Here is a 19614-nt window from a genome sequence, read left to right as displayed (position 1 = left end):
CGCAATTCTCAGTATGGACTAAACCGAATTTTTTGACGACAGGGTGGGGCATGAACCAGCAATTTGAACAAGAGTTACAATCAAGTTGGCAAGAACGACAAGAATACGCAGAGATGATGCTGCCGCTGATTGGCAAATTATATCGCAATCATGCCGTTGAGATTACCGTTTATGGTCGCCCGTTGTTAAACGCCAGTGCGATAGACGTTATTAAGGCACACCGCAGTGTGAGATTGCACGAAGGCGTGAAGTTACGTCTTCGCGAGAGTTGGCCTATTCTGGAAGCGCTCAGTAAAATGAAACTTGCGCCGGCGCAAATTGATATCGGCAAATTGGCATTTGATTTTCATTACGGCAGTGCGGTGGATAAAACTGACCATGTTGCCTATTTGAAAAATGCGTTAAGCGACGTTTTGGATCTTGATGACAGCCAGCAACCGCAGGATGTGGTGCTTTACGGCTTCGGTCGAATTGGTCGGTTATTGGCGCGTCTGATGATTGAGCGTCAGGGGCAGTCAAACAAACTAAGACTGCGTGCGATTGTCGTGAGAGGCGGTAAAGAAGGCGACTTAGAAAAACGAGCGAGTTTATTGCGCAGGGATTCTGTACACGGTCCGTTCAATGGTAGCATCACTGTTGACGAAGAACGCAAAGCGATTAAAGCGAACGGTTCTTACATTCAGGTCATATACGCCAATAGCCCAGATGAGATTGATTACACAACTTACGGCATCAAGGATGCTATCGTAATTGACAATACGGGCATGTGGCGAGACCGTGATGGTTTAGGTTTACACCTCAAAGCGAAAGGAACGTCGAAAGCGATTCTCACTGCACCCGGTAAGGGCGATATTAAGAATATTGTGCATGGTGTTAACCATGGCGATATTAAGCCGGAAGATACGATTCTATCGGCGGCAAGTTGCACCACCAATGCAATCACGCCTGTGTTAAAAGCACTGGATGAGCAATACGGTATTGTGAGTGGCCACGTTGAAACTGTGCACTCTTATACAAACGATCAAAATTTGATTGATAATTATCATAAAGCTGAACGCAGAGGCCGCAGTGCACCGCTCAATATGGTTATTACTGAAACCGGCGCAGCGAAAGCTGTTGCGAAAGCGTATCCGCAATTAGCTGGAAAGCTGACAGGTAATGCCATTAGAGTACCAACGCCGAATGTGTCGCTGGCGATACTGAACCTGAACTTAAGCAAAACAACAGACAAAGTCAGTGTGAATGAATTCTTGCGTGACACGGCACTGTTTTCCGATCTGCAACATCAGATTGACTACACGGCATCAAAGGAAATTGTTTCAACTGACTTGGTTGGCTCGCGCGCAGCGTCGGTGGTTGATTCTCAGGCAACGATTGTTGCTGACAGCAGAGTTACACTCTATGTTTGGTATGACAACGAATTTGGTTACAGTTGTCAGGTCATGCGTGTGGTACGCGACATGGCGGGTATAAACTTTCCAACATTGCCGCGCTAAACGGATATTGTACTCAGCAGCCCCTATCGCGGTATCGCGTATAGGGGTTTTTTGTTTGCGTATGTTGTCGGGTGAACTGAAACCGTGTTAACGATTAACCGGTCTGGTGTATTCAATCCATGCAACAGTGAAAGGTAACACAGTGAAATTATTTGGTCAGAAATGGACGGTGTGGGTGCGAGATATCGCTATTGGTGGTGTCATCATAGCCGCTGTTTTGGCGTGGCAGTCGCGTGATATGCTGGCCACAGATGGTAGCATTGCTATACCGCCAACAACCTTGATGTCTCTCGATGGTGAGCCTACACCGTTGTTCAGAGAGGGCCAGCAGACTCTGGTGTATTTTTTTGCGCCTTGGTGTCAGGTGTGCCATCTAAGTATCGGCAATCTGGAGTATGTTTCCAGTGATTCGATTCACGTCGTGCGTGTTGCACTGGAATATGCAGATGAACAAGCGGTCGCCGATTTTGCCGCAGAGCATGAGATTAATAGCCCCATTTTATTAGGCGATGACTCACTGCGGAATATGTTCAATGTCACGGCTTTCCCAACGTACTACTTAGTGGATACTGACCGCACCATTTTAGGCGGCTCGAAAGGCTACAGCACCGCCGCCGGGCTCAAATTACGCGCGTACTTAAACGCACATTGAACATAAACATTGTCGTCGCTTTATGGTAACGTTGGCGCCTACAATGTGATGATTAAGAAGGCACAGCAATGCACATTTCTTCGCAATTCGATAGCGGTAATATTCACGTCATTAAAGCGGATGAGCCCACCGATATTCAGCTCAGTATTCGCAAAGACAATCAGTCAGATTTTTTCCAGTGGTTCCATTTTCGCCTACAGGGCACGCCGTTTGTAGAGCACAAATTTGCTCTTCACGAGCTGGCAAATTCAGCGTACCCCGGCGGCTGGGAAGGTTATGATGTGGTTGCCAGTTATGATCGTCAGGAGTGGTTTCGGGTCACGTCGTCGTTTGATGGCGATACCTTATCGTTTGACTTTACACCGGAACATGATGTGACCTATTTCGCGTATTTTGCGCCTTATAGTTATGATCGCCATCTCGACCTTATTGCTTCCGCGCAGACTGCATTTGACTGTCGTCACAAACTGTTAGGGCAGACATTGGATGGGCGTGACCTGTCTTTACTCATTATCGGCGAACCGGAAGACGGTAAAAAAGCCATTTGGGTGACTGCACGTCAACACCCTGGCGAAAGCATGGCTGAGTGGTGTGCCGAAGGACTTATCTCGCGTTTGCTTGACGACCAAGACGGCGTTGCTCGCGAGTTATTAGCAAAAGCGGTATTTTACGTTGTGCCGAATATGAACCCCGACGGGTCTGTGCGAGGTCATTTGCGCACCAATGCAGTCGGTGCCAATCTTAATAGAGAGTGGGCAACGCCTACACTGGAACGCAGCCCAGAGGTATACCACGTGTTAAACGAAATGCAGTCAACAGGGGTTGATATGTACCTTGATCTGCATGGCGATGAAGCCCTGCCGTACAATTTCGTTGCTGGCAGTGAGGGCGTGCCAAGCTACGACGATGCGATAGCGGCGCAGGAAAACGTGTTTAAGCAAACGTTATGCCGTGTAACACCTGAATTTCAGACAGAGTTTGGCTACCCAAAAGATGCGCCGGGTAGTGCGAATTTGAGTATCGCCACCAATGCGGTGGCTGAGCGCTTTCACTGTATGGCGTTCACGCTTGAAATGCCATTTAAAGACAATGCTAATTTACCGGATCCTGCCTTTGGTTGGTCGCCTCAGCGCAGCATGCAGTTGGGTGAAGACTTATTGGTTGCGGTGCGTGCAGTCTTGGCAGAACTGGGTTAATCTTAGCCCCACAACAAGTTCACAATAACAATAAGAGGGGAACACCTTGGAAGGGTTGTATAATTTTTTAACCGATTTGGACGGTTTGCTTGGTGGTGCATTTTGGTTTCCGTATGTGCTACTCGGCGTTGGCCTGTTTTTTACGGTCTATCTAAAATTTCCTCAAATCCGCTTTTTTAAACACGCGTGTAAAGTGGTTACCGGCAAGTTCGATAATGCCGCTGACCCGGGCGACACCTCTCATTTTCGAGCGTTGACTACCGCACTATCCGGCACGGTCGGAACGGGCAACATCAGTGGCGTGGCGTTTGCCATTTTCTTAGGGGGGCCAGCCGCACTATTCTGGATGTGGGCAACGGCCTTTCTAGGTATGACAACCAAATTTGTTGAAGTCACGCTGTCGCACAAATACCGTGTTCAGACTGAAGATGGCACGATGTCAGGCGGCCCAATGTACTATATGGACCGCCGCTTAAATATGAAGTGGCTGGCAGTTGCGTTTGCTATTGCAACTGTAATCAGCTCATTCGGAACAGGCAATTTGCCGCAAAGTAATGGCATTGCGACCAGTATAGAGGCAACCTTTGGTATCGAGCCTTACATCGTGGGTTCGGTGCTGGGGATTTTACTGGCATTAGTGATATTGGGCGGTATTCAACGCATCGCGGCGGTGACAGCGCGCATTGTGCCCTTCATGGCGCTGGTCTACGTGATCGGTGCATTTGCCGTCATTTTTGCCAATTTAGGTAACATCTGGCCTTCCTTTATCGCTGTGATTGGCGATGCATTCACGGGCTCTGCAGCGGCAGGTGGCTTTTTAGGTGCAACATTGGCTTACGCCTTTAATCGGGGTGTGAATAGAGGCTTGTTTTCGAATGAGGCTGGTCAGGGTAGTGCGCCTATTGCTCACGCCGCTGCAAAAACCAAAGAGCCTGTTGCCGAAGGAATGGTGTCAATTCTTGAACCTTTTATTGATACGATCATTATTTGTACCATTACGGGTTTAGTGATCCTGTCATCCGGCGTGTGGAACGAAAAACACCAGAATGAGTTTGACCGTTCCGATATGTTGTTTGTCAGTGGGCAATTTTCCGAGTCTGATGTTGAGAGCGTCAATCAACTTTATCTTTACCTGAACGACGTAGAAGGCAGCACGGTCGATTCGTTTACCGGGCAAATTTCAGTGGTTAACGGTGTCGCTGTATCAGATGGGTTTACCCTGATTAATTCGCGATCGATCGCTGAAGATGTGATTTATCGAGTGAGTTCTGACGATTTATACACGGGCACATTAGAGATCGTCGACGGCAAGCCGGTTAAGAAAGATTTGCAGGTTGCTGGCAAGTCGCTGGTACATTCGGCGCCACTTACCGCCATTGCGTTTACGCGCGGGTTTTTCGGTGATTTCGGGCAATACATTGTCTCTGTGGGGTTACTGCTATTTGCGTTTTCAACGGCGATTGCCTGGTCTTACTACGGCGATCGCGCGATGACGTATTTGTTGGGGCCCCGCTCTGTGATGCCTTATCGCGTAATTTACGTCGCCGGTTTTATCTGGGCATCGTTTTCCGATACCACGCTGGTGTGGGCGTTGTCGGCAGTAGCGATTGTGGTCATGACACTGTCTAACTTATTCGGCATCGTGCTCCTACGTAAAGAAATGAAAGACACCGTAAACGACTATTGGAAGCGTGTAAGCCAAAAATAGATGTTTTACGGCGAAATGGCACCGCGTTCGCGGTGTCTTTTTTTTATCAGTAAACTCAAATGTAGAATCAAACTAAATGTCTGCTCACCGCGTATGTGAAGGGGGAGTAGATGCATGAGAGGAGATAGTAATGGCATTGATCGATTGCCCAGCATGCAACAAGAAAGTCTCTGACAAGGCGCAAACCTGCCAACATTGTGGCTTTGCCATAGGTAACGCCAGTGCTGAAGACGTTCAGCGTAAATTAGATATGCAACGGTACAAGAAAAAGCAGAGCCTGCAGAACCAGTCGATGGTGGCCATGTTGTTGTTTGTAACGGGCTTCGGATTGGTTTACTGGGGGGGCGACCAACCCAGCGATTTGCAATTTAACATTGCTGTTGGTTGCTCAGTGTTCGGTTTTGTTTGGTATATTGTTAATCGCGTTCGATTAGTCATTCTGAAAAGGTTTTCGTAAAATTTCATGCAGTTAGAACAGCTTATATCCCAGATGACCCCCACGCTCTATGAGCGATTGAGAACTGCCGTAGAAACCGGCAAATGGTTCGACGGTAATCGGTTAGACGACAATCAGCGTGAAATCTGTTTGCAAGCCGTAATGATTTATCAGGCGAAGGTAGAAAAATCGAATCAACACATGACCATTGGCGATAATGGTGAAATCGTGCATAAAACACGTCAAGACTTTAAGAATGAGCTCAAGCTTGAACAGGAAGCGATGATCGCTCGGTTTAAACAATCATGATATTAGACCGCTTTCGCAAACCGAAATTTGACCACCCTGACCCTACCGTTCGTATTAAAGCGATTGCCAATCTATCACCGCAAAAGCCGGAAGATAAGCGTAAATTGCACGAACTTGCGTTCAATGATGATGCCGCTTCGGTCAGTATCGCTGCGCTTGAACAGCTCGATTCATTCACGCTATGGCTTAAAATGTATCAAATTGCGGCCGATCCTCGACTCGCAAAAGCCGCTGAAAAACGTGTCTTTTCGGCGCTGTTCGATCCAGATAACACGTCGCTGACTGCACAAGAGCGACAACGAACACTACGCGAATCAACGCATCCGGAAGTGATTAAACGCGCGCTTCAAGCCGCAGACGCTCTTGCATTGGGTGACGAAGATGTAAAGTCTATGCTGATGAAGCTCAACGATGAGCGTTTTTTGCGTCAATTCATCATTCGTTCAAACTCGGTTGTACTGCAGCAATGGTTAGTCATGCAAACTGATTCGCTGGATGAACTTAACAAATTGCTTCGCAAGAAATTGCTGCCCGAAACACAAGAACGTCTTCATGCTAAAATTTCAGACCTGACGTTTCAGCAAGAGCGGCCCAGTCAACTGGTTAAGTCACTGACGTTAGCGCTATCTAAACTTAACGCACTCAAAGATAAAGCTGATTTTTCACCGATGATGGCTGCACGAAGAGACTTGCTCATTGAAATCAATGAAGCCCTTGATGAGCTGGAAACGTTTGATCCAGCATTGTCAGTGCAGCAGCGCGACAAGTTGAGGTCTATTGATACGGCAGTAGAGGCAGTGCTGGCTCGACTTAAGCCGGATTTTGATGCCCAACAGGCACTTGAGGCGAGACAACAACACGAAAAAGAGCAACTGGACGCCGTTGACACGCAGTTAAAGCATTCACGAGACGCACTGCGCGAGTTTTTCATTGCTGGAGGTTCAGAGCCAGACGGGGCTGCTGAGCAACGTCGAGGTAGGGTACTCGAAGCGATTAATCAAAGCATTGCGGCACTTGACGCAATCCCTGAACCGGTTAATAACACGACGTTGAGGAGCAATCTGGCGACCTTGGCTGCCAAGCAGATAAGCTTGTGTGAAAGCGCTTCTGCGTTGCGAGAGGATTATCAACAGTTGCTCACCGACACACATGCACTCATTGAGCAAGGCGATGCTGCAGAGGGGCGTGCCAATCCAGAGGCGTCATCTTATCGGCAATCTGTTTTCAACACGGCGACTCGTGTCAATGCGTTGCTGCGACAGCTTCACTCCTTACAACCTATTACTGGTTTTGAAGCATGGTATCCATTCGTTGATAATATCAAAGACATCGAGAAACAGGCTACCACTGAGAACGAAGAGAAGTTTGCATCGTGTCGGCGTAAATTGCGCACCTGTGAATCTCTGATCCATCAAGGAAAGTTGAAGCCTGCCACATCGGTATTTCATAAGTTACAGAATGCATACGCGATGTTGCCTGAATCCATGCAGGCGAAACTAAACAAGCGTTATCAGGCTGTTGAAGAACACATTAATACGATTGCGGATTGGCAGGCATATGTTGCGCAACCCCGAAAGCCTGATTTACTGAATGAAGTTGAAAAAGCGGTTAAGGCGCCTCTCAGCGAAAGCATCGAAGCAAGAGCAAAACGCGTTAAGTTATGGCGCGCAGATTGGATGAGTTTTGGGCGGTTAAACACACCTGAAGACGATGAACTCAACGAGCGGTTTAACGCGGTCATTGAGCAAGCGTTTGCGCCTTGCCGGGAGCACTATGAAAATCTTGAAAAGCAACGCCTAGCGCGCGCTGAACAGGCTGAGTCGATGCTTACCGAGCTAGGTTCGCTCGCCTCGGTTGATGAAAACGACGTGTTTCTGAAACGCTACCGGAAACTCACGCAGCAGTGGCGAAATCTGGGCGAGGTTGATCGTCAACGTTGGCAAACGCTTAGAAAACGATTCGCAGAGGTCAATCAACCGTTAAAACAACGTCAGCAGACAATACTCAGTGCGAATGAACAGGCTAAGCAGCGCTTAGTTAACAAAGCGCAGGCGTTTGCACAGGCCACAGCGGACACATCAACGAATGAGATCAAGGCACTGCAACGTGAATGGAAAAGCATAGGCACAGCAGGCCGTAAACAAGATGATATTTTATGGCAAGCGTTCCGCGCTGCCGGTGACAGCGTATTCAGTCGCGCTAAAGAAACGCAGCAACAACAGCAGAACCTAGCTAATGAACAGTATTCACAGCTTTCTAAACAACTTGGCGACGTTGAATCGCAGGTAGACTCTGTGACTGAGCATCAAGCCAAAGTCATGTTGTTGGATATTGTAGCGCAGATAAATGCGGCTGCTGACTCGTTAGGTAAACAGCTGCGTCCGTTAAAGAGTCAGGTAGAAGAGATTGAAAAATTGGTGAGAACGCGAAGCGAGGCTCACAAGAAAGCCGAGCAAGTTGCGCAACGAAAGGCGGTATTTGATTATTTGCGCAGTCGGGTCGGTGAAAGCGAGTTAGTGACGCCGGAGGCGCCCAAATGGGTGGTGCAAGCGCTTGCTGAACCTGTCAGCGACCAAAGTGAGTTGTCACGTGCAGAGCTTACGGTCCGAATTGAGTGTGTTTTGCAGGTGGAATCTCCAGCCTCTGAAAGCGAATTACGTCAACAACAACAGCTAGCGTTAATGACCGCTAAATTACAGGATGGAACGCTGGACAGCGCAGATGACCTCTGGAAGGCTTGGATTGCGCACGGTCAAGTTTCTGAGTCAGAAATCGACCAACTGACGCGGATCGAGCTAGCGATGACCGGCACTGATCAGGGTGCGCAGTAGTGAGTATCACAACCCAAAATGAGTATGTGTTTGATGACGAGCCACATGCGTATCGATTCTTAAACGCTGTTAAAAATTGGCAGCAAATGGATTTGAAAGCAGAATTTGGGCGCGATGCATCTCACGTCAAAATAACCTACCAACCACGGAAAATTCAGTTTGATGATACCGTATCTCGGTTAGACGATTTGGCGCTGCAACATAACGGCAGCGCCTTATAGCCTTAAGGCGTTTTGGCGAACAGTAGTGTCATCCGATCGGATTCTCCAATGGCTTGCATAGCCGCTTTTTTGTCATCAGAATCGCTTCCGAAGTAAGAAGGCGGTAAGCGCCATACGATGTCTTGTTCGTTTGGCGTGTCTTTCGCATTGGCGTTGACTTCAGAGGCGTCTATTAAGGCGAAGCCCGCCTGTTTAAAAGCCTCAATGACGCGACTGGTTTTTAGGTAACCTGCACTCCCATCGGCCCAGGCATCACTGGACTTTTCCGGTGCCCGGTGTTGCACCACACCCGCCAACCCGTTTGGTTTTAGCAAGATATGAGCAACTTTCAATGCCTGAGTCAACGTACCGGCATCCGCTTCGAAACGATGTAAGTTGTGCAACGCGCGAATAAACAACACGCGGTCAGCGGTTCCTTTCAGTGACTCGGGCACCGTTTCAAACGTAAATCCTCGCGCTGGTGGCATCGTGTCACCTAAATCAGCGACGTTTTGCTCGAACTGCTTGGTGAGTGCTTGTTGCTGAATGATGGCATCGGGCGAGAAAAAGCCAAATCTAGCCCACATATCATCGTTGTAGTTAATCCCATAAATCATGCCGTTTTTACCCAGCGTGGGGGCGATAATCTGTGTGTACCATCCGCCGCCCGGCAAGGCTTCGGCGACGGTCATACCGGGCTCTACGCGGAAAAATTCAAGCGTTTGTATAGGGTGACGGTGTGCGTCTCTCTGCTGCATTTCTGGTGGTCGTTGGTTTACAACCTGCTCAAGAGTCTGAGCGGCTATACCTGAACTCATCAAAAGCAGCCCAGCAAAAATTAGGGCCTGTTTATTCATAACGATTTTCCTCAAGACTGGTATCTATAGCCCATAAAGCATAGCGGCAATTGACGCATTATGCGATCAGTACTGGAATTGAGTGACCAGAGGGGGATTGTCGTTGTTTAAACGCGCCTCACACCATGTGAGGTCAACGCTACCGTGTTGTTTGCTGCCATTCACTCAGTTAACTCCCCACAGAGATTCGTGCTCAATTGCTGCTTCAACTCGGTGTAAGGCAACGATTTACTGAGTAGGTAATGCAGTTTAGCCAGCGCGGCTTCTGGGGTCATGTCTGCACCGGAAACGACGCCAATCTCGGCCAACGCTTGCCCCGTTGCATAGCCCATCATATCCACTTTTCCGCGCGTGCATTGAGTGCAATTGAGCACCACAATCTCTTGAGCCTTGGCACTTGCCAGCTGCTCAACGATGGCTTTAGACTGCGGCGCATTACCGACCCCATAGCTGAGTAAAACTAAAGCCTTGACCGGTTGTTGCAAGGTATTACGGATGACCTCAGCAGAAATGCCGGGGTAAAGGCTGACCATGCCAATGGGCTGGGGGTGAATATCGCTGACGTAAAGTGATTCGGTTGATGAAACGTGGCGGTGTTGCCCAGTAACTTTGATTGATATCCCAGCTTCGATCAGCGGCGGGTAGTTTGGCGAACCGAACGCATCAAATCCATTGGCGTCAAGTTTTCGCGCACGGTTTCCCCTGAACAAGCGATTATTAAAAAACAAACCGACTTCGGCGATCGGGTAATTGGCGGCAATGTAAAGTGCATTGAGCAAATTTACTTGGCCATCTGAGCGTAACTGAGCCAGAGGGATTTGAGAGCCGGTAACGATAACAGGCTTGGTTAAGCCCTCTAGCATAAATGACAGTGCCGATGCAGTGTATGCCATGGTGTCTGTACCGTGCAAAATAATAAATCCATCATAGTCATCGTAATGGGCTGCGATGTCATTTGCCATTCGTTGCCAGTCTCTGGGTGACATGTCCGAGGAGTCTATTAAATTGTCGTATTCGTGAATGTAGAACTCTGGCATTTCGGGGCGATGAAACTCTGGCATATTGCGTAAGGTTTCACTTAAAAAGCCGGGTGCAGGAACAAAGCCGCGTTGCGACGGGCGCATACCGATTGTACCGCCCGTGTAGGCTACATAAATTCGTTTCCGCACGTAAGTCTCCACTGATTCTTCGCTCATCACGCCACAGCATTCTACCGTTTAGTGGCATCATTGCCGAGTAAAATCCTGATTGAATGAGTTAGCTGAACGTTTAGCATCGCATTGGATAAGTGATTTACACTTTGGAAAATATTGCTGGCTTGATGATTTTGGTGGTAGTTTGATAGTGGTTGCCATTTGATGCGGGTAACCTTTTCAACAACAACAAGGAACAACGGATGAATAGACTGGTTTTGGCGATATGCGTGCTGCTGGGTATCTTGTGTAGCAACGTGAAGGCCGATGAACGTATCAAATCGATGCAACAACGCGCAGCGCTGGTCAATAGCATGCTGGATGACAAATTAACCACTGTACTGCCACAGCTAATGCGCAAACAAGGCATTGATATGTGGGTACTCATTTCGCGAGAGTACAACGAAGATCCGGTGCTAAAAACCATGTTGCCATCGACGTGGTTGTCGGCGCGCCGCCGTACGATTTTGGTGCTCTTTGATCCGGGCGAGGGCAAGCCATTACAACGTTTCGCTGTCGCTCGCTATGCCGTAGATTCGCTATTTTCCAAAGCGTGGGATAAAGAAATGCAGCCGGACCAATGGCAGCGATTGGTGGAACTGATTAAACAAAAAGCGCCGACTAAGATTGGCATCAATAAAAGTGAGCATTTCGCGCTTGCTGATGGCATGACGGCAACGGAGTACGAAGCATTTACGGCAGCGCTACCGGCTGACTATGCCAAACGATTGGTGTCTGCTGAGTATCTTGCTATCAACTGGCTCGAAACACGTACTGCGCTGGAAATGGCGCATTACCCGACTCTGATAGCGATTGGCCACGATGTGATTGCTGAAGCGTTTAGCAACGCGGTGATAACGCCGGGCACGACGACAACCAATGATGTTGTGTGGTGGTTACGCGATAAAAGTAAGTCACTGGGATTAGAAAACTGGTTTCATCCATCGGTGTCGATTCAGCGCGCGAGTGCTGAAAAATTTGATCATCTTGTCGCATTCAGTGATCGTCCCGAGACTCAGATCATCCAACCCGGCGATCTTGTTCATATGGATTTTGGCTTAACCTATTTGCGTTTAAACTCTGATCAGCAACAGCACGCTTATGTGCTCCGCGAAGGGGAAACAGACGCTCCGGCTTATCTTCGCCAAGCTCTGGCAAACGCAAATCGCTTGCAGGACATATTCACCGCTAACTTTAAAGTCGGGCGTTCAGGCAATGAGGTGTTGTCTATGTCGCGGCAGCAAGCGATTGAAGAGGGCATCAAACCTTCCATCTATACACACCCATTGGGGTATCATGGACACGCGGCAGGCACGACGCTGGGTATGTGGGATTCACAGGGAGGTGTGCCCGTGCAAGGCGATTATCCTCTGCAACCGAATACCGCATACTCTATTGAATTAAACGCGGCAACCTTCGTGCCGGAATGGGGTAAGGAAATACGGATCATGTTGGAAGAGAACGCGTTTTTTGACGGCGATAGAGTGAACTATATGGATGGGCGACAAACCGAGTTTCATCTCATATCAAGTCGACCTCACGCCGAATAACTCTGACAGTGACTGCCTGAGGATCGGCTGAGTGCCTCAGGCCTAACTGCTATTTTTTTGAGTTCAGGTTATTTAACTTCCTCGCCTGCAGCTTGCTTGTCAGCGTGGTAGCTTGAGCGAACCATTGGACCGCACGCGGCGTGGCTGAAACCAATTTTCTTGGCGTAATCGCCGAGTTCATCAAATTCTGCCGGCGGCACGTAACGTTTTACTGGGTAGTGATGCTTACTGGGCTGCAAATATTGGCCCAACGTCAGCATGTCAACCTGATGAGCACGTAAGTCGTCCAGTACGGTTTGGATTTCCTCATTTTCTTCGCCCATACCCATCATCAAACCGGATTTGGTTGGTATGTCTGGGTGCTGTGCTTTGAACTTTTTAAGCAAATCTAACGACCATTGATAGTTAGCGCCAGGGCGGCACTCTCGATAAAGGCGTGGAATGGTTTCTAAATTATGGTTGAACACATCGGGCACGCCATTTTTGAATATTTCCAGCGCTTTATCCATCCGCCCGCGAAAATCTGGCACCAGCACCTCAATCGTTGTTGAGGGGCTATGCTCACGGATAGCGTTAATACAGTCGACAAAATGCTGAGCTCCACCATCGCGTAAATCGTCTCTATCGACCGAGGTGATCACCACGTATTTAAGCGCCATCTCTTTGATAGTTGTGGCTAACTTAAGTGGTTCTTCAGCCGCTGGGGGAAGGGGTTTTCCGTGCGCTACATCACAAAACGGACAACGTCTTGTGCAGATATCACCTAAAATCATGAAGGTCGCTGTGCCGTGATTAAAGCATTCCGCCAAATTAGGGCAGCTCGCTTCTTCGCACACCGAGTGCAACTTGTTTTTACGCAGCGTCTGTTTGATGTGGTCGATACGGTCTGTGGTGCGCGGCAGTTTGATTTTGATCCAGTCTGGCTTGCGCAGCATTTGCTCTTTTTCGGTCGGTATGATGGTTACCGGAATATGCTTTACTTTTTCATCATCGCGGAGCTTTACTCCGGCTTGTGGTCGCGCGTTAGTCATCGAAACCTTCTTTCATTTGTTTGCTGTTAATACCGACCAATGTGCAAAAATGATCAATTAAACCTGGTTGACATTCAACCAGCGACGCGGGGCCGGCTAATTGCGCACAATCTATCATTTCCAATCCTTGATAGCCACATGGGTTAATACGCAGGAAAGGGGAGAGATCCATATTGACGTTTAACGCTAAACCGTGAAAGGAACAGCCCTTGCGAATTCTGAGCCCTACAGAGCACACTTTCTTCTCATCAACATAGACGCCAGGCGCATCAGGCTTGGCGTGGGCGCTTATCTGATAGTCGCCGAGCAGATTAACAATGCAGTTCTCTAACGCATTAACCAAGTGTCGAACACCCAGTTTGGCCCGCTTAATGTCAATTAAAGTATACATCATTTGCTGCCCGGGGCCGTGGTAGGTCACCTGACCGCCGCGGTCAACTTCGACTATCGGTATGCTACCCGGCATCAGAATATGCTCTGCTTTACCCGCTTGCCCCTGAGTAAAAACAGGGTTGTGCTCGACTAACCAAATTTCATCCTGCGTGTTAGCGGTGCGCTTGTCGGTAAACTCCTGCATACGCTGCCATATGGGTTCGTAAGCCTGCCTGCCCAATTGACGCACAATCACACCGCTTTGTATGGACTCTGTCACGCGTTAGAGTACCACGCGAACAAGATCGAGTTTTGCCAGCTCCGTGTAAATGGTTTCCATGTGTTCTTTACTGGTCACGCGCACACTGATTGATAATGCGTGATAATTACCTTTACTACTTGGCTTAATCGTTGGTGCGTAGTCGTCTGGTGCGTGTTTTTGCAAACAATCAACCACCACGCTGGGAAGCGATTCATCTGCCACACCCATCACTTTAAAAGTTTGATGGCAGGGAAAATCGAGTAATTCATCGAAACGTGTATCCACGGCAAAATCCTGAGTCTTGGGCTTAGCTATCAAAGCCAAGTTGTAATTTAATGTAGTCGATTGCGCGGTCGATCATGCCACCTTCCTGCACTTCCTGCAGTGCAACCAGCGGATACTCGGCAATATCTTCACCGTCAAGCTGCAAAAATAGCGTGCCAACCACTTCGCCTTTCGCCAGTGGGGCTTGAAGCTGCTTATCGAGCACGAAATTGGCTTCTAAATTCTTCGCCTGCCCACGCGGAATAGTAATGGGGGTAGACTGGTTGATTCCCAAGTCCACCGTTTCACGATCACCCATGAATATGCGGTGAGATACAAAACTGGCACCCGCTTCATAAGGCGTCACTGTCTCATAAAAACGGAAGCCATAACGAAGTAACTTCTTGTTTTCTTCTTTGCGCGACCGTTCACTGTCGGTGCCCATGACCACTGAAATAAGCCGCATGTCGCCTTGTGTGGCAGAGGTAATAAGGCTGTAACCCGCGTCCGAGGTGTGACCCGTTTTGATGCCGTCAACATTCAGACTTTTGTCCCACAACAAACTGTTGCGGTTGTACTGCTTAATGTTGTTATAGGTGAATTCTTTTTCACTATAGATAGCATACATCTGCGGCACTTCGCGAATGACCGCAGCCGACAAAATCGCCATGTCACGCGGTGACGTGAAATGATTAGCATCGTGCAGACCATGGCTATTCACGAAGTTTGATGACTGCATTCCAAGGGACTGTGCATGTGCATTCATCATACTGGCGAACGCATCCTCGCTGCCTGCGATATGTTCCGCCATCGCTACGCACGCGTCGTTGCCAGACTGAACAATAATCCCGCGCAGTAAATCGGAGACACTGACTTCAGTACCCACCTCGATAAACATTTTAGACGAGTCTGGAAAATTCTTCGCCCATGCATTTTCAGAAATCTTGACCTTGTCGGTCAATTTAATATTGCCAGCATTGAGTTCCTTACCAATCACGTAGACCGTCATGATTTTGGTTAAACTGGCGGGCGCAAGTTGCATATCTGCATTCTTGTCGGCAATGACAGTATTGGTCGAAGGGTCAATTAACAGAAAACCTTCGGCGTCTACCTCTGGTGCAGGTGGTATAACCACTGCACTTGCAACGGTAAACGATGTGAGTGTGAATAAAGTGAATATAAGCAAGCGCATTTTTAACAACATGAATGTACCGTATTATTGATAGTTATCGGATGGAATGACAGTCAGCTCACAACCGTAATATTGAGTATTCTAACGCATGAGTGCCTACAAGCACTAGACCGCGTCGCCATTTGGACCGCATTAACCGTGAAAAGTTTGGTTAAGGGCCCTTACTACGGCGCCGTAACCGTAAATGCCGACGGGTAACCATTCGATTGAAGCTCTCTTAACAGCAGTTCCGCTAAGTGCTCATTGGCTATAGGACCTAAGCGCAGTCGATAGACGTTATCACGCTCATCTGCCCCCGTTGGTACTTGATATAGCTCAAACAAATCGCTAGACAATTGCTGTACTCGCTGTTTATCTGACAGCGCTGCGACTTGAATGAATATTTCTTCTCTCGTCGATTCCTCAGCATTTGCAGTCGTGGGAGGGGCAACAGGCTCGGGGATAGCCAAGCCAGCATACTCGGCATAGGAAATGGTTGGGTTGTTACCCACGGTCACGCGATTTTGTTCGTCTATGTGAATAACCTCCAGCAAGACCGGCGCTGTGCCTGTTTTGAGGTAGTCAAGTTTCTTGGCCGCAGCATAGGATAAGTCAATCACACGGTTGTCGTGAAATGGCCCACGGTCATTGACGCGCACGATAACCTGTTTACCGTTAATCTGGTTGGTAACGCGCACAAATGACGGCAACGGCAATGTGGTGTGTGCAGCCGTCATAGCGTACATATCATACGTTTCGCCATTGGAGGTTAAATGCCCATGAAACTTTTGCCCATACCAGCTTGCGATGCCACTTTGCTGGAAGCCTTTACCGGTTGTTAACGGGGTGTAGTGTTTGCCCAATACTGTATAGGGGCGACTGTTCCAAGCGCGATAAGGTTCGTAATGCGGTATAGCATCTTGGGTTGCAATACTGTGTGGAACGTAGCGGGGCGCAGAATCATGCCGTTGAGAATATCGTCCGCTGGATTGGCATGCCGATACCAGCAGCATAGTCATAATGATCACCGCAAAACGGCATTGAACTGGGTTAAACAAGCCAAATTTGAACAGAGAGGGTATCAGCTTCATCGGGACATTAAACGTTTCTGGGTGCTAATGGACATAAGCATGCCAAATCCTGCCAACAGTGTCACCATTGACGTGCCTCCATAACTGACTAATGGCAACGGAACGCCAACCACGGGCAGAAGCCCAGACACCATGCCCATATTAACAAACACGTAGACGAAGAAAGTGAGTGTGATGGACCCAGCAAGTAGCTTGCTAAACGCATCTTGCGCACGCACTGCAATCCACATGCCTCGCAGAATGATAAACGCATAAATACCCAACAGACCGAGGATGCCATACAATCCAAACTCTTCACTGAACACCGCAAAGATAAAGTCTGTGTGCCGTTCAGGCAAAAATTCCAATTGTGATTGCGTGCCCTGCAACCAACCTTTTCCGTCAGCACCACCCGAGCCGATGGCGATTTTAGATTGGATGATGTGATAGCCCGATCCCAGCGGGTCGCTTTCGGGGTTCAAGAACGTGAGCACGCGCTGCTTCTGGTAATCTTTCATCAAAAAGAACCACATTACCGGCGCAAATGCGCCGCCAAGAATACTAACAAAACCAATCAGCCGCCAGCTCATACCGGCGAGGAATAACGCAAAAATACCTGAGCTGGCAATCAGCAGTGATGTTCCCAAGTCAGGTTGACGCGCAATCAAAATGGTGGGGATAGCCACCATAAGAAATCCCAGACCAATATGCAGACTTCGCGGCGGGAGCGTAAATTTGCTGATGTACCAGGCAACCATCATGGGCACCGCAAGCTTCATGATTTCAGATGGCTGAAAACGCATAAACCCTAAATCCAACCAGCGCTGAGCCCCTTTACCGACTACGCCCACTGCCAAAACTGCGACCAGCATTAACAGGCCGATAATATAGAAATAAATGGCCATACCTCGGTAGGCCATGGGCGGTATTTGAGCCAGCACAAGCATCACCACGAGTGCAAGCCCTAAGCGAACGACCTGACGCTGAATCAGTGCCATATCCTGACCGCCGGCGGAATAAATAGTGACGAGACCGACTGCCATCAAACATATCAGCCCCAACAATAAAACGCCGTCGACGTGAATACGCTGAAGCAAACTGGTGTAGTGCGGATTAATTACGGTACGATTCATGGTTCTACCTGTGCGATATCAGGTGTTCGATCACGAAAGTAGAAATCCATAATCTGGCGCGCGATAGGCGCTGCGTTTGAGCTACCGCCGCCGGCATTTTCTAACACTATAGTGAATGAAATTTCTGGCGATTCATAAGGCGCGAAGCCCACGTAAATAGCGTTGTCGCGTAGATGCGCTGACACTGTTTCAGCGTCGTACTCTTCATCCTGAGCAACCGTAAACCGTTGCGCAGTACCTGATTTTCCTGCAGAACTATAGGGTGTACCTTTAAACGCAAGCCGCGCTGTGCCGTGTTCTTGATTATTCACAACGCCGCGCATCCCACGCAACGCCAAATCCCAGTTTTTGTCATCGTTCACGGCGATTGGACGTGCTGTTTTCAGGCCTTCCAAACTTATCTCATCATTGTGTTTAACCCCCCGTAATATTTGAGGGAGGACTTTTTGACCGTGATTGATGAGTATATTGATGGCGTGGTTGACCTGCAGTGGCGTTGCCGTCCAAAAGCCTTGCCCAATACCGACTGGAATAGTGTCACCGATATACCATGGCTCATTGGTATTGGCTCTTTTCCACCCGCGAGAGGGCATGATCCCATCGGATTCTTCTGCCAGGTCAATCCCCGTGTAATCACCAAAACCGAATTCAGACATTGAGGCGTTAATGGTATCTATACCCAGTTTGTACGCCAGATCGTAAAAGAAAATATTGCAGGAAACTTCGATGGACTTAACCACATCAACCTTACCATGCCCCCATTTTTTCCAGTCTCGCCAGGTATGTGATACGTTCGGAATAGAGTAGCGCCCTCGATCGGTCATGGTCGTTTCCGGCGTAATCAAACCTTGCTCCAAGCCAACGACTGCCAGCAAGGGTTTTACGGTTGAAGCGGGCGCATATTGTCCTTGCGTTGCACGGTTGATTAAGGGGCGACCACCCGAGCTCAGAAGCCCACGATAGTCTTTGCTGCTAATGCCATGTACAAACAGATTAGGGTCATAACTTGGGTTGGAGTATAACGCGAGTACCGCCCCCGTTTTAGGTTCGGTGACAATAACAGCCGCCCGTTGGCCTTCCAGCAGCGACTGAATATACAGCTGGAGTTCGATATCGATATTCAACACGATATCATCACCTGGTGTGGGGGGTTGAAAATCAAGCGTGCGTAAAATGCGCCCCTGATTATTCACCTCAACCTGTTGGTAACCCACACTGCCATGCAAGCGCGTTTCATAAAAGCGTTCAATGCCTTGTTTACCAATATCATGTGTAGCAGCGTAGTTTGCGTCCTGACCGGACTCTTGCAGTTTTTGCAGATCACGTTTATTGATCCGAGCAACATAGCCCAATGCATGAGTGAGTGCTGAACCGTAGGGGTAATAGCGCGCCAAGCGCGCATTGACCGATACACCGGGAAAGTGATGCTGGTGTACGGCAAATTGTGCCACTTGCTGCTGGTTTAAACGTGTTTTAATCGACACAGGTTTGAAGCGCCGTTGGCCTTTCAGCGCTTGTCGGAAATCACTGATATCGTCTTCGCTGAGCGACAAAATGTGTGTTAATTCGGTCAGAGTAGCGTCTAGATCGTCGACTTCTTCAGGAATAATATCGAGTGAAAAAACGGGAATGTTTTCTGCCAGAATAACCCCGTTTCTATCCAATACGAGACCCCGGTTAGGCGCGACGGGTAGCACCTTAATTCGATTACCGTTTGATCGAGTCTGATAATCTTCATGCTGCGTTATTTGCAACGAATATAGGTTGCTCACGATCACACCCAGAGTCACGCCAATCACCAATAGGGCAATAATGGTGCGGCGTGCAAAAAGATTCGCTTCAGCGGTATGGTCTCGGATGGTCTGGCGCTTTATCGGCACAAC

At 48.6% G+C, this 19614-nt stretch carries 18 protein-coding genes; 9 read left to right on the top strand and 9 right to left on the bottom strand.

Annotated features, from left to right (window positions below):
• Positions 1 to 50 precede the first annotated feature (50 nt).
• From KIU71_RS09010 to KIU71_RS08975, 8 genes are all read left to right on the top strand, one after another.
• Positions 51 to 1496, top strand: coding sequence for a glyceraldehyde-3-phosphate dehydrogenase (locus tag KIU71_RS09010; RefSeq protein WP_214130927.1), 1446 nt, complete (start codon positions 51 to 53; stop codon positions 1494 to 1496).
• Positions 1497 to 1638: 142 nt separating this feature from the next.
• The gene (locus KIU71_RS09005; protein WP_214130926.1) at positions 1639 to 2148 is read left to right on the top strand and encodes a redoxin domain-containing protein; all 510 of its coding nucleotides are present in this window, start codon (positions 1639 to 1641) and stop codon (positions 2146 to 2148) included.
• A gap of 68 nt (positions 2149 to 2216) precedes the next feature.
• Positions 2217 to 3344: a M14 family metallopeptidase gene (locus tag KIU71_RS09000; RefSeq protein WP_214130925.1), complete on the top strand. Its 1128-nt coding sequence runs from the start codon at positions 2217 to 2219 to the stop codon at positions 3342 to 3344.
• A 46-nt stretch (positions 3345 to 3390) separates the two neighbouring features.
• On the top strand, positions 3391 to 5052 hold the full coding sequence (locus tag KIU71_RS08995; RefSeq protein ID WP_214130924.1) for an alanine/glycine:cation symporter family protein: 1662 nt from the start codon (positions 3391 to 3393) through the stop codon (positions 5050 to 5052).
• A gap of 130 nt (positions 5053 to 5182) precedes the next feature.
• Positions 5183 to 5509, top strand: coding sequence for a zinc-ribbon domain-containing protein (locus KIU71_RS08990; RefSeq protein ID WP_214130923.1), 327 nt, complete (start codon positions 5183 to 5185; stop codon positions 5507 to 5509).
• A gap of 6 nt (positions 5510 to 5515) precedes the next feature.
• Entirely contained in the window at positions 5516 to 5797 is a 282-nt protein-coding gene (locus KIU71_RS08985) for a YeaC family protein (protein ID WP_214130922.1), read from the top strand.
• Positions 5794 to 8628, top strand: a complete 2835-nt coding sequence (locus tag KIU71_RS08980; protein WP_214130921.1) for a DUF349 domain-containing protein — start codon at positions 5794 to 5796, stop codon at positions 8626 to 8628. The genes KIU71_RS08985 and KIU71_RS08980 overlap by 4 nt, the downstream gene beginning before the upstream one ends.
• Entirely contained in the window at positions 8628 to 8849 is a 222-nt protein-coding gene (locus tag KIU71_RS08975) for a hypothetical protein (protein ID WP_214130920.1), read from the top strand. The genes KIU71_RS08980 and KIU71_RS08975 overlap by 1 nt, the downstream gene beginning before the upstream one ends.
• A gap of 2 nt (positions 8850 to 8851) precedes the next feature.
• On the opposite strand, the gene KIU71_RS08970 is transcribed toward KIU71_RS08975, so the two are convergent.
• Both KIU71_RS08970 and ansA read right to left on the bottom strand, forming a co-directional pair.
• Positions 8852 to 9685 (bottom strand): class I SAM-dependent methyltransferase, encoded by an 834-nt coding sequence (locus KIU71_RS08970; RefSeq protein WP_214130919.1) that lies wholly within the window; start codon positions 9683 to 9685, stop codon positions 8852 to 8854.
• 161 nt (positions 9686 to 9846) lie between these two features.
• On the bottom strand, positions 9847 to 10854 hold the full coding sequence (gene ansA, locus KIU71_RS08965) for an asparaginase (RefSeq protein ID WP_214130918.1): 1008 nt from the start codon (positions 10852 to 10854) through the stop codon (positions 9847 to 9849).
• Positions 10855 to 11081: 227 nt separating this feature from the next.
• Between ansA and KIU71_RS08960 the strand changes: the two genes are divergently transcribed.
• Complete coding sequence (locus tag KIU71_RS08960; RefSeq protein ID WP_214130917.1) at positions 11082 to 12428, top strand: M24 family metallopeptidase; 1347 nt, start codon at positions 11082 to 11084, stop codon at positions 12426 to 12428.
• Positions 12429 to 12496: 68 nt separating this feature from the next.
• On the opposite strand, the gene lipA is transcribed toward KIU71_RS08960, so the two are convergent.
• The 7 genes from lipA to mrdA form a co-directional block, all read right to left on the bottom strand.
• On the bottom strand, positions 12497 to 13459 hold the full coding sequence (lipA, locus tag KIU71_RS08955) for a lipoyl synthase (RefSeq protein WP_214130916.1): 963 nt from the start codon (positions 13457 to 13459) through the stop codon (positions 12497 to 12499).
• Complete coding sequence (lipB, locus tag KIU71_RS08950) at positions 13452 to 14036, bottom strand: lipoyl(octanoyl) transferase LipB (RefSeq protein ID WP_250207417.1); 585 nt, start codon at positions 14034 to 14036, stop codon at positions 13452 to 13454. The genes lipA and lipB overlap by 8 nt, the downstream gene beginning before the upstream one ends.
• 78 nt (positions 14037 to 14114) lie before the next feature.
• Positions 14115 to 14378, bottom strand: a complete 264-nt coding sequence (gene ybeD / locus KIU71_RS08945) for a DUF493 family protein YbeD (protein WP_214130915.1) — start codon at positions 14376 to 14378, stop codon at positions 14115 to 14117.
• A gap of 22 nt (positions 14379 to 14400) precedes the next feature.
• Complete coding sequence (locus KIU71_RS08940) at positions 14401 to 15549, bottom strand: serine hydrolase (RefSeq protein ID WP_214131036.1); 1149 nt, start codon at positions 15547 to 15549, stop codon at positions 14401 to 14403.
• A 164-nt stretch (positions 15550 to 15713) separates the two neighbouring features.
• Positions 15714 to 16619 (bottom strand): septal ring lytic transglycosylase RlpA family protein, encoded by a 906-nt coding sequence (locus tag KIU71_RS08935; RefSeq protein ID WP_214130914.1) that lies wholly within the window; start codon positions 16617 to 16619, stop codon positions 15714 to 15716.
• The gene (gene rodA / locus KIU71_RS08930) at positions 16616 to 17731 is read right to left on the bottom strand and encodes a rod shape-determining protein RodA (RefSeq protein WP_214130913.1); all 1116 of its coding nucleotides are present in this window, start codon (positions 17729 to 17731) and stop codon (positions 16616 to 16618) included. The genes KIU71_RS08935 and rodA overlap by 4 nt, the downstream gene beginning before the upstream one ends.
• Positions 17728 to 19611, bottom strand: a complete 1884-nt coding sequence (gene mrdA / locus KIU71_RS08925) for a penicillin-binding protein 2 (protein WP_214130912.1) — start codon at positions 19609 to 19611, stop codon at positions 17728 to 17730. The genes rodA and mrdA overlap by 4 nt, the downstream gene beginning before the upstream one ends.
• Positions 19612 to 19614 lie beyond the last annotated feature (3 nt).

The organism is Alteromonas oceanisediminis, from assembly GCF_018474025.1.
GTDB classification, from domain to species: Bacteria; Pseudomonadota; Gammaproteobacteria; order Enterobacterales; family Alteromonadaceae; genus Alteromonas_E; species Alteromonas_E oceanisediminis.
Note: the sequence above shows the minus strand (reverse complement) of the source record. Positions and strands in the feature narration are given on the sequence as shown.

What these genes read in the sequence shown, in the direction of transcription:
- lipB (WP_250207417.1), bottom strand. Translation starts at nt 14,036, where the DNA reads ATGCAGGAGTTTACCGACAAGCGCACCGCTAACACGCAGGATGAAATT.
- KIU71_RS08990 (WP_214130923.1), top strand. Translation starts at nt 5,183, where the DNA reads ATGGCATTGATCGATTGCCCAGCATGCAACAAGAAAGTCTCTGACAAG.
- KIU71_RS09000 (WP_214130925.1), top strand. Translation starts at nt 2,217, where the DNA reads ATGCACATTTCTTCGCAATTCGATAGCGGTAATATTCACGTCATTAAA.
- KIU71_RS08960 (WP_214130917.1), top strand. Translation starts at nt 11,082, where the DNA reads ATGAATAGACTGGTTTTGGCGATATGCGTGCTGCTGGGTATCTTGTGT.
- KIU71_RS08980 (WP_214130921.1), top strand. Translation starts at nt 5,794, where the DNA reads ATGATATTAGACCGCTTTCGCAAACCGAAATTTGACCACCCTGACCCT.
- KIU71_RS08985 (WP_214130922.1), top strand. Translation starts at nt 5,516, where the DNA reads ATGCAGTTAGAACAGCTTATATCCCAGATGACCCCCACGCTCTATGAG.
- KIU71_RS08935 (WP_214130914.1), bottom strand. Translation starts at nt 16,619, where the DNA reads ATGAAGCTGATACCCTCTCTGTTCAAATTTGGCTTGTTTAACCCAGTT.
- KIU71_RS08940 (WP_214131036.1), bottom strand. Translation starts at nt 15,549, where the DNA reads ATGCGCTTGCTTATATTCACTTTATTCACACTCACATCGTTTACCGTT.
- KIU71_RS09010 (WP_214130927.1), top strand. Translation starts at nt 51, where the DNA reads ATGAACCAGCAATTTGAACAAGAGTTACAATCAAGTTGGCAAGAACGA.
- KIU71_RS08970 (WP_214130919.1), bottom strand. Translation starts at nt 9,685, where the DNA reads ATGAATAAACAGGCCCTAATTTTTGCTGGGCTGCTTTTGATGAGTTCA.
- rodA (WP_214130913.1), bottom strand. Translation starts at nt 17,731, where the DNA reads ATGAATCGTACCGTAATTAATCCGCACTACACCAGTTTGCTTCAGCGT.
- lipA (WP_214130916.1), bottom strand. Translation starts at nt 13,459, where the DNA reads ATGACTAACGCGCGACCACAAGCCGGAGTAAAGCTCCGCGATGATGAA.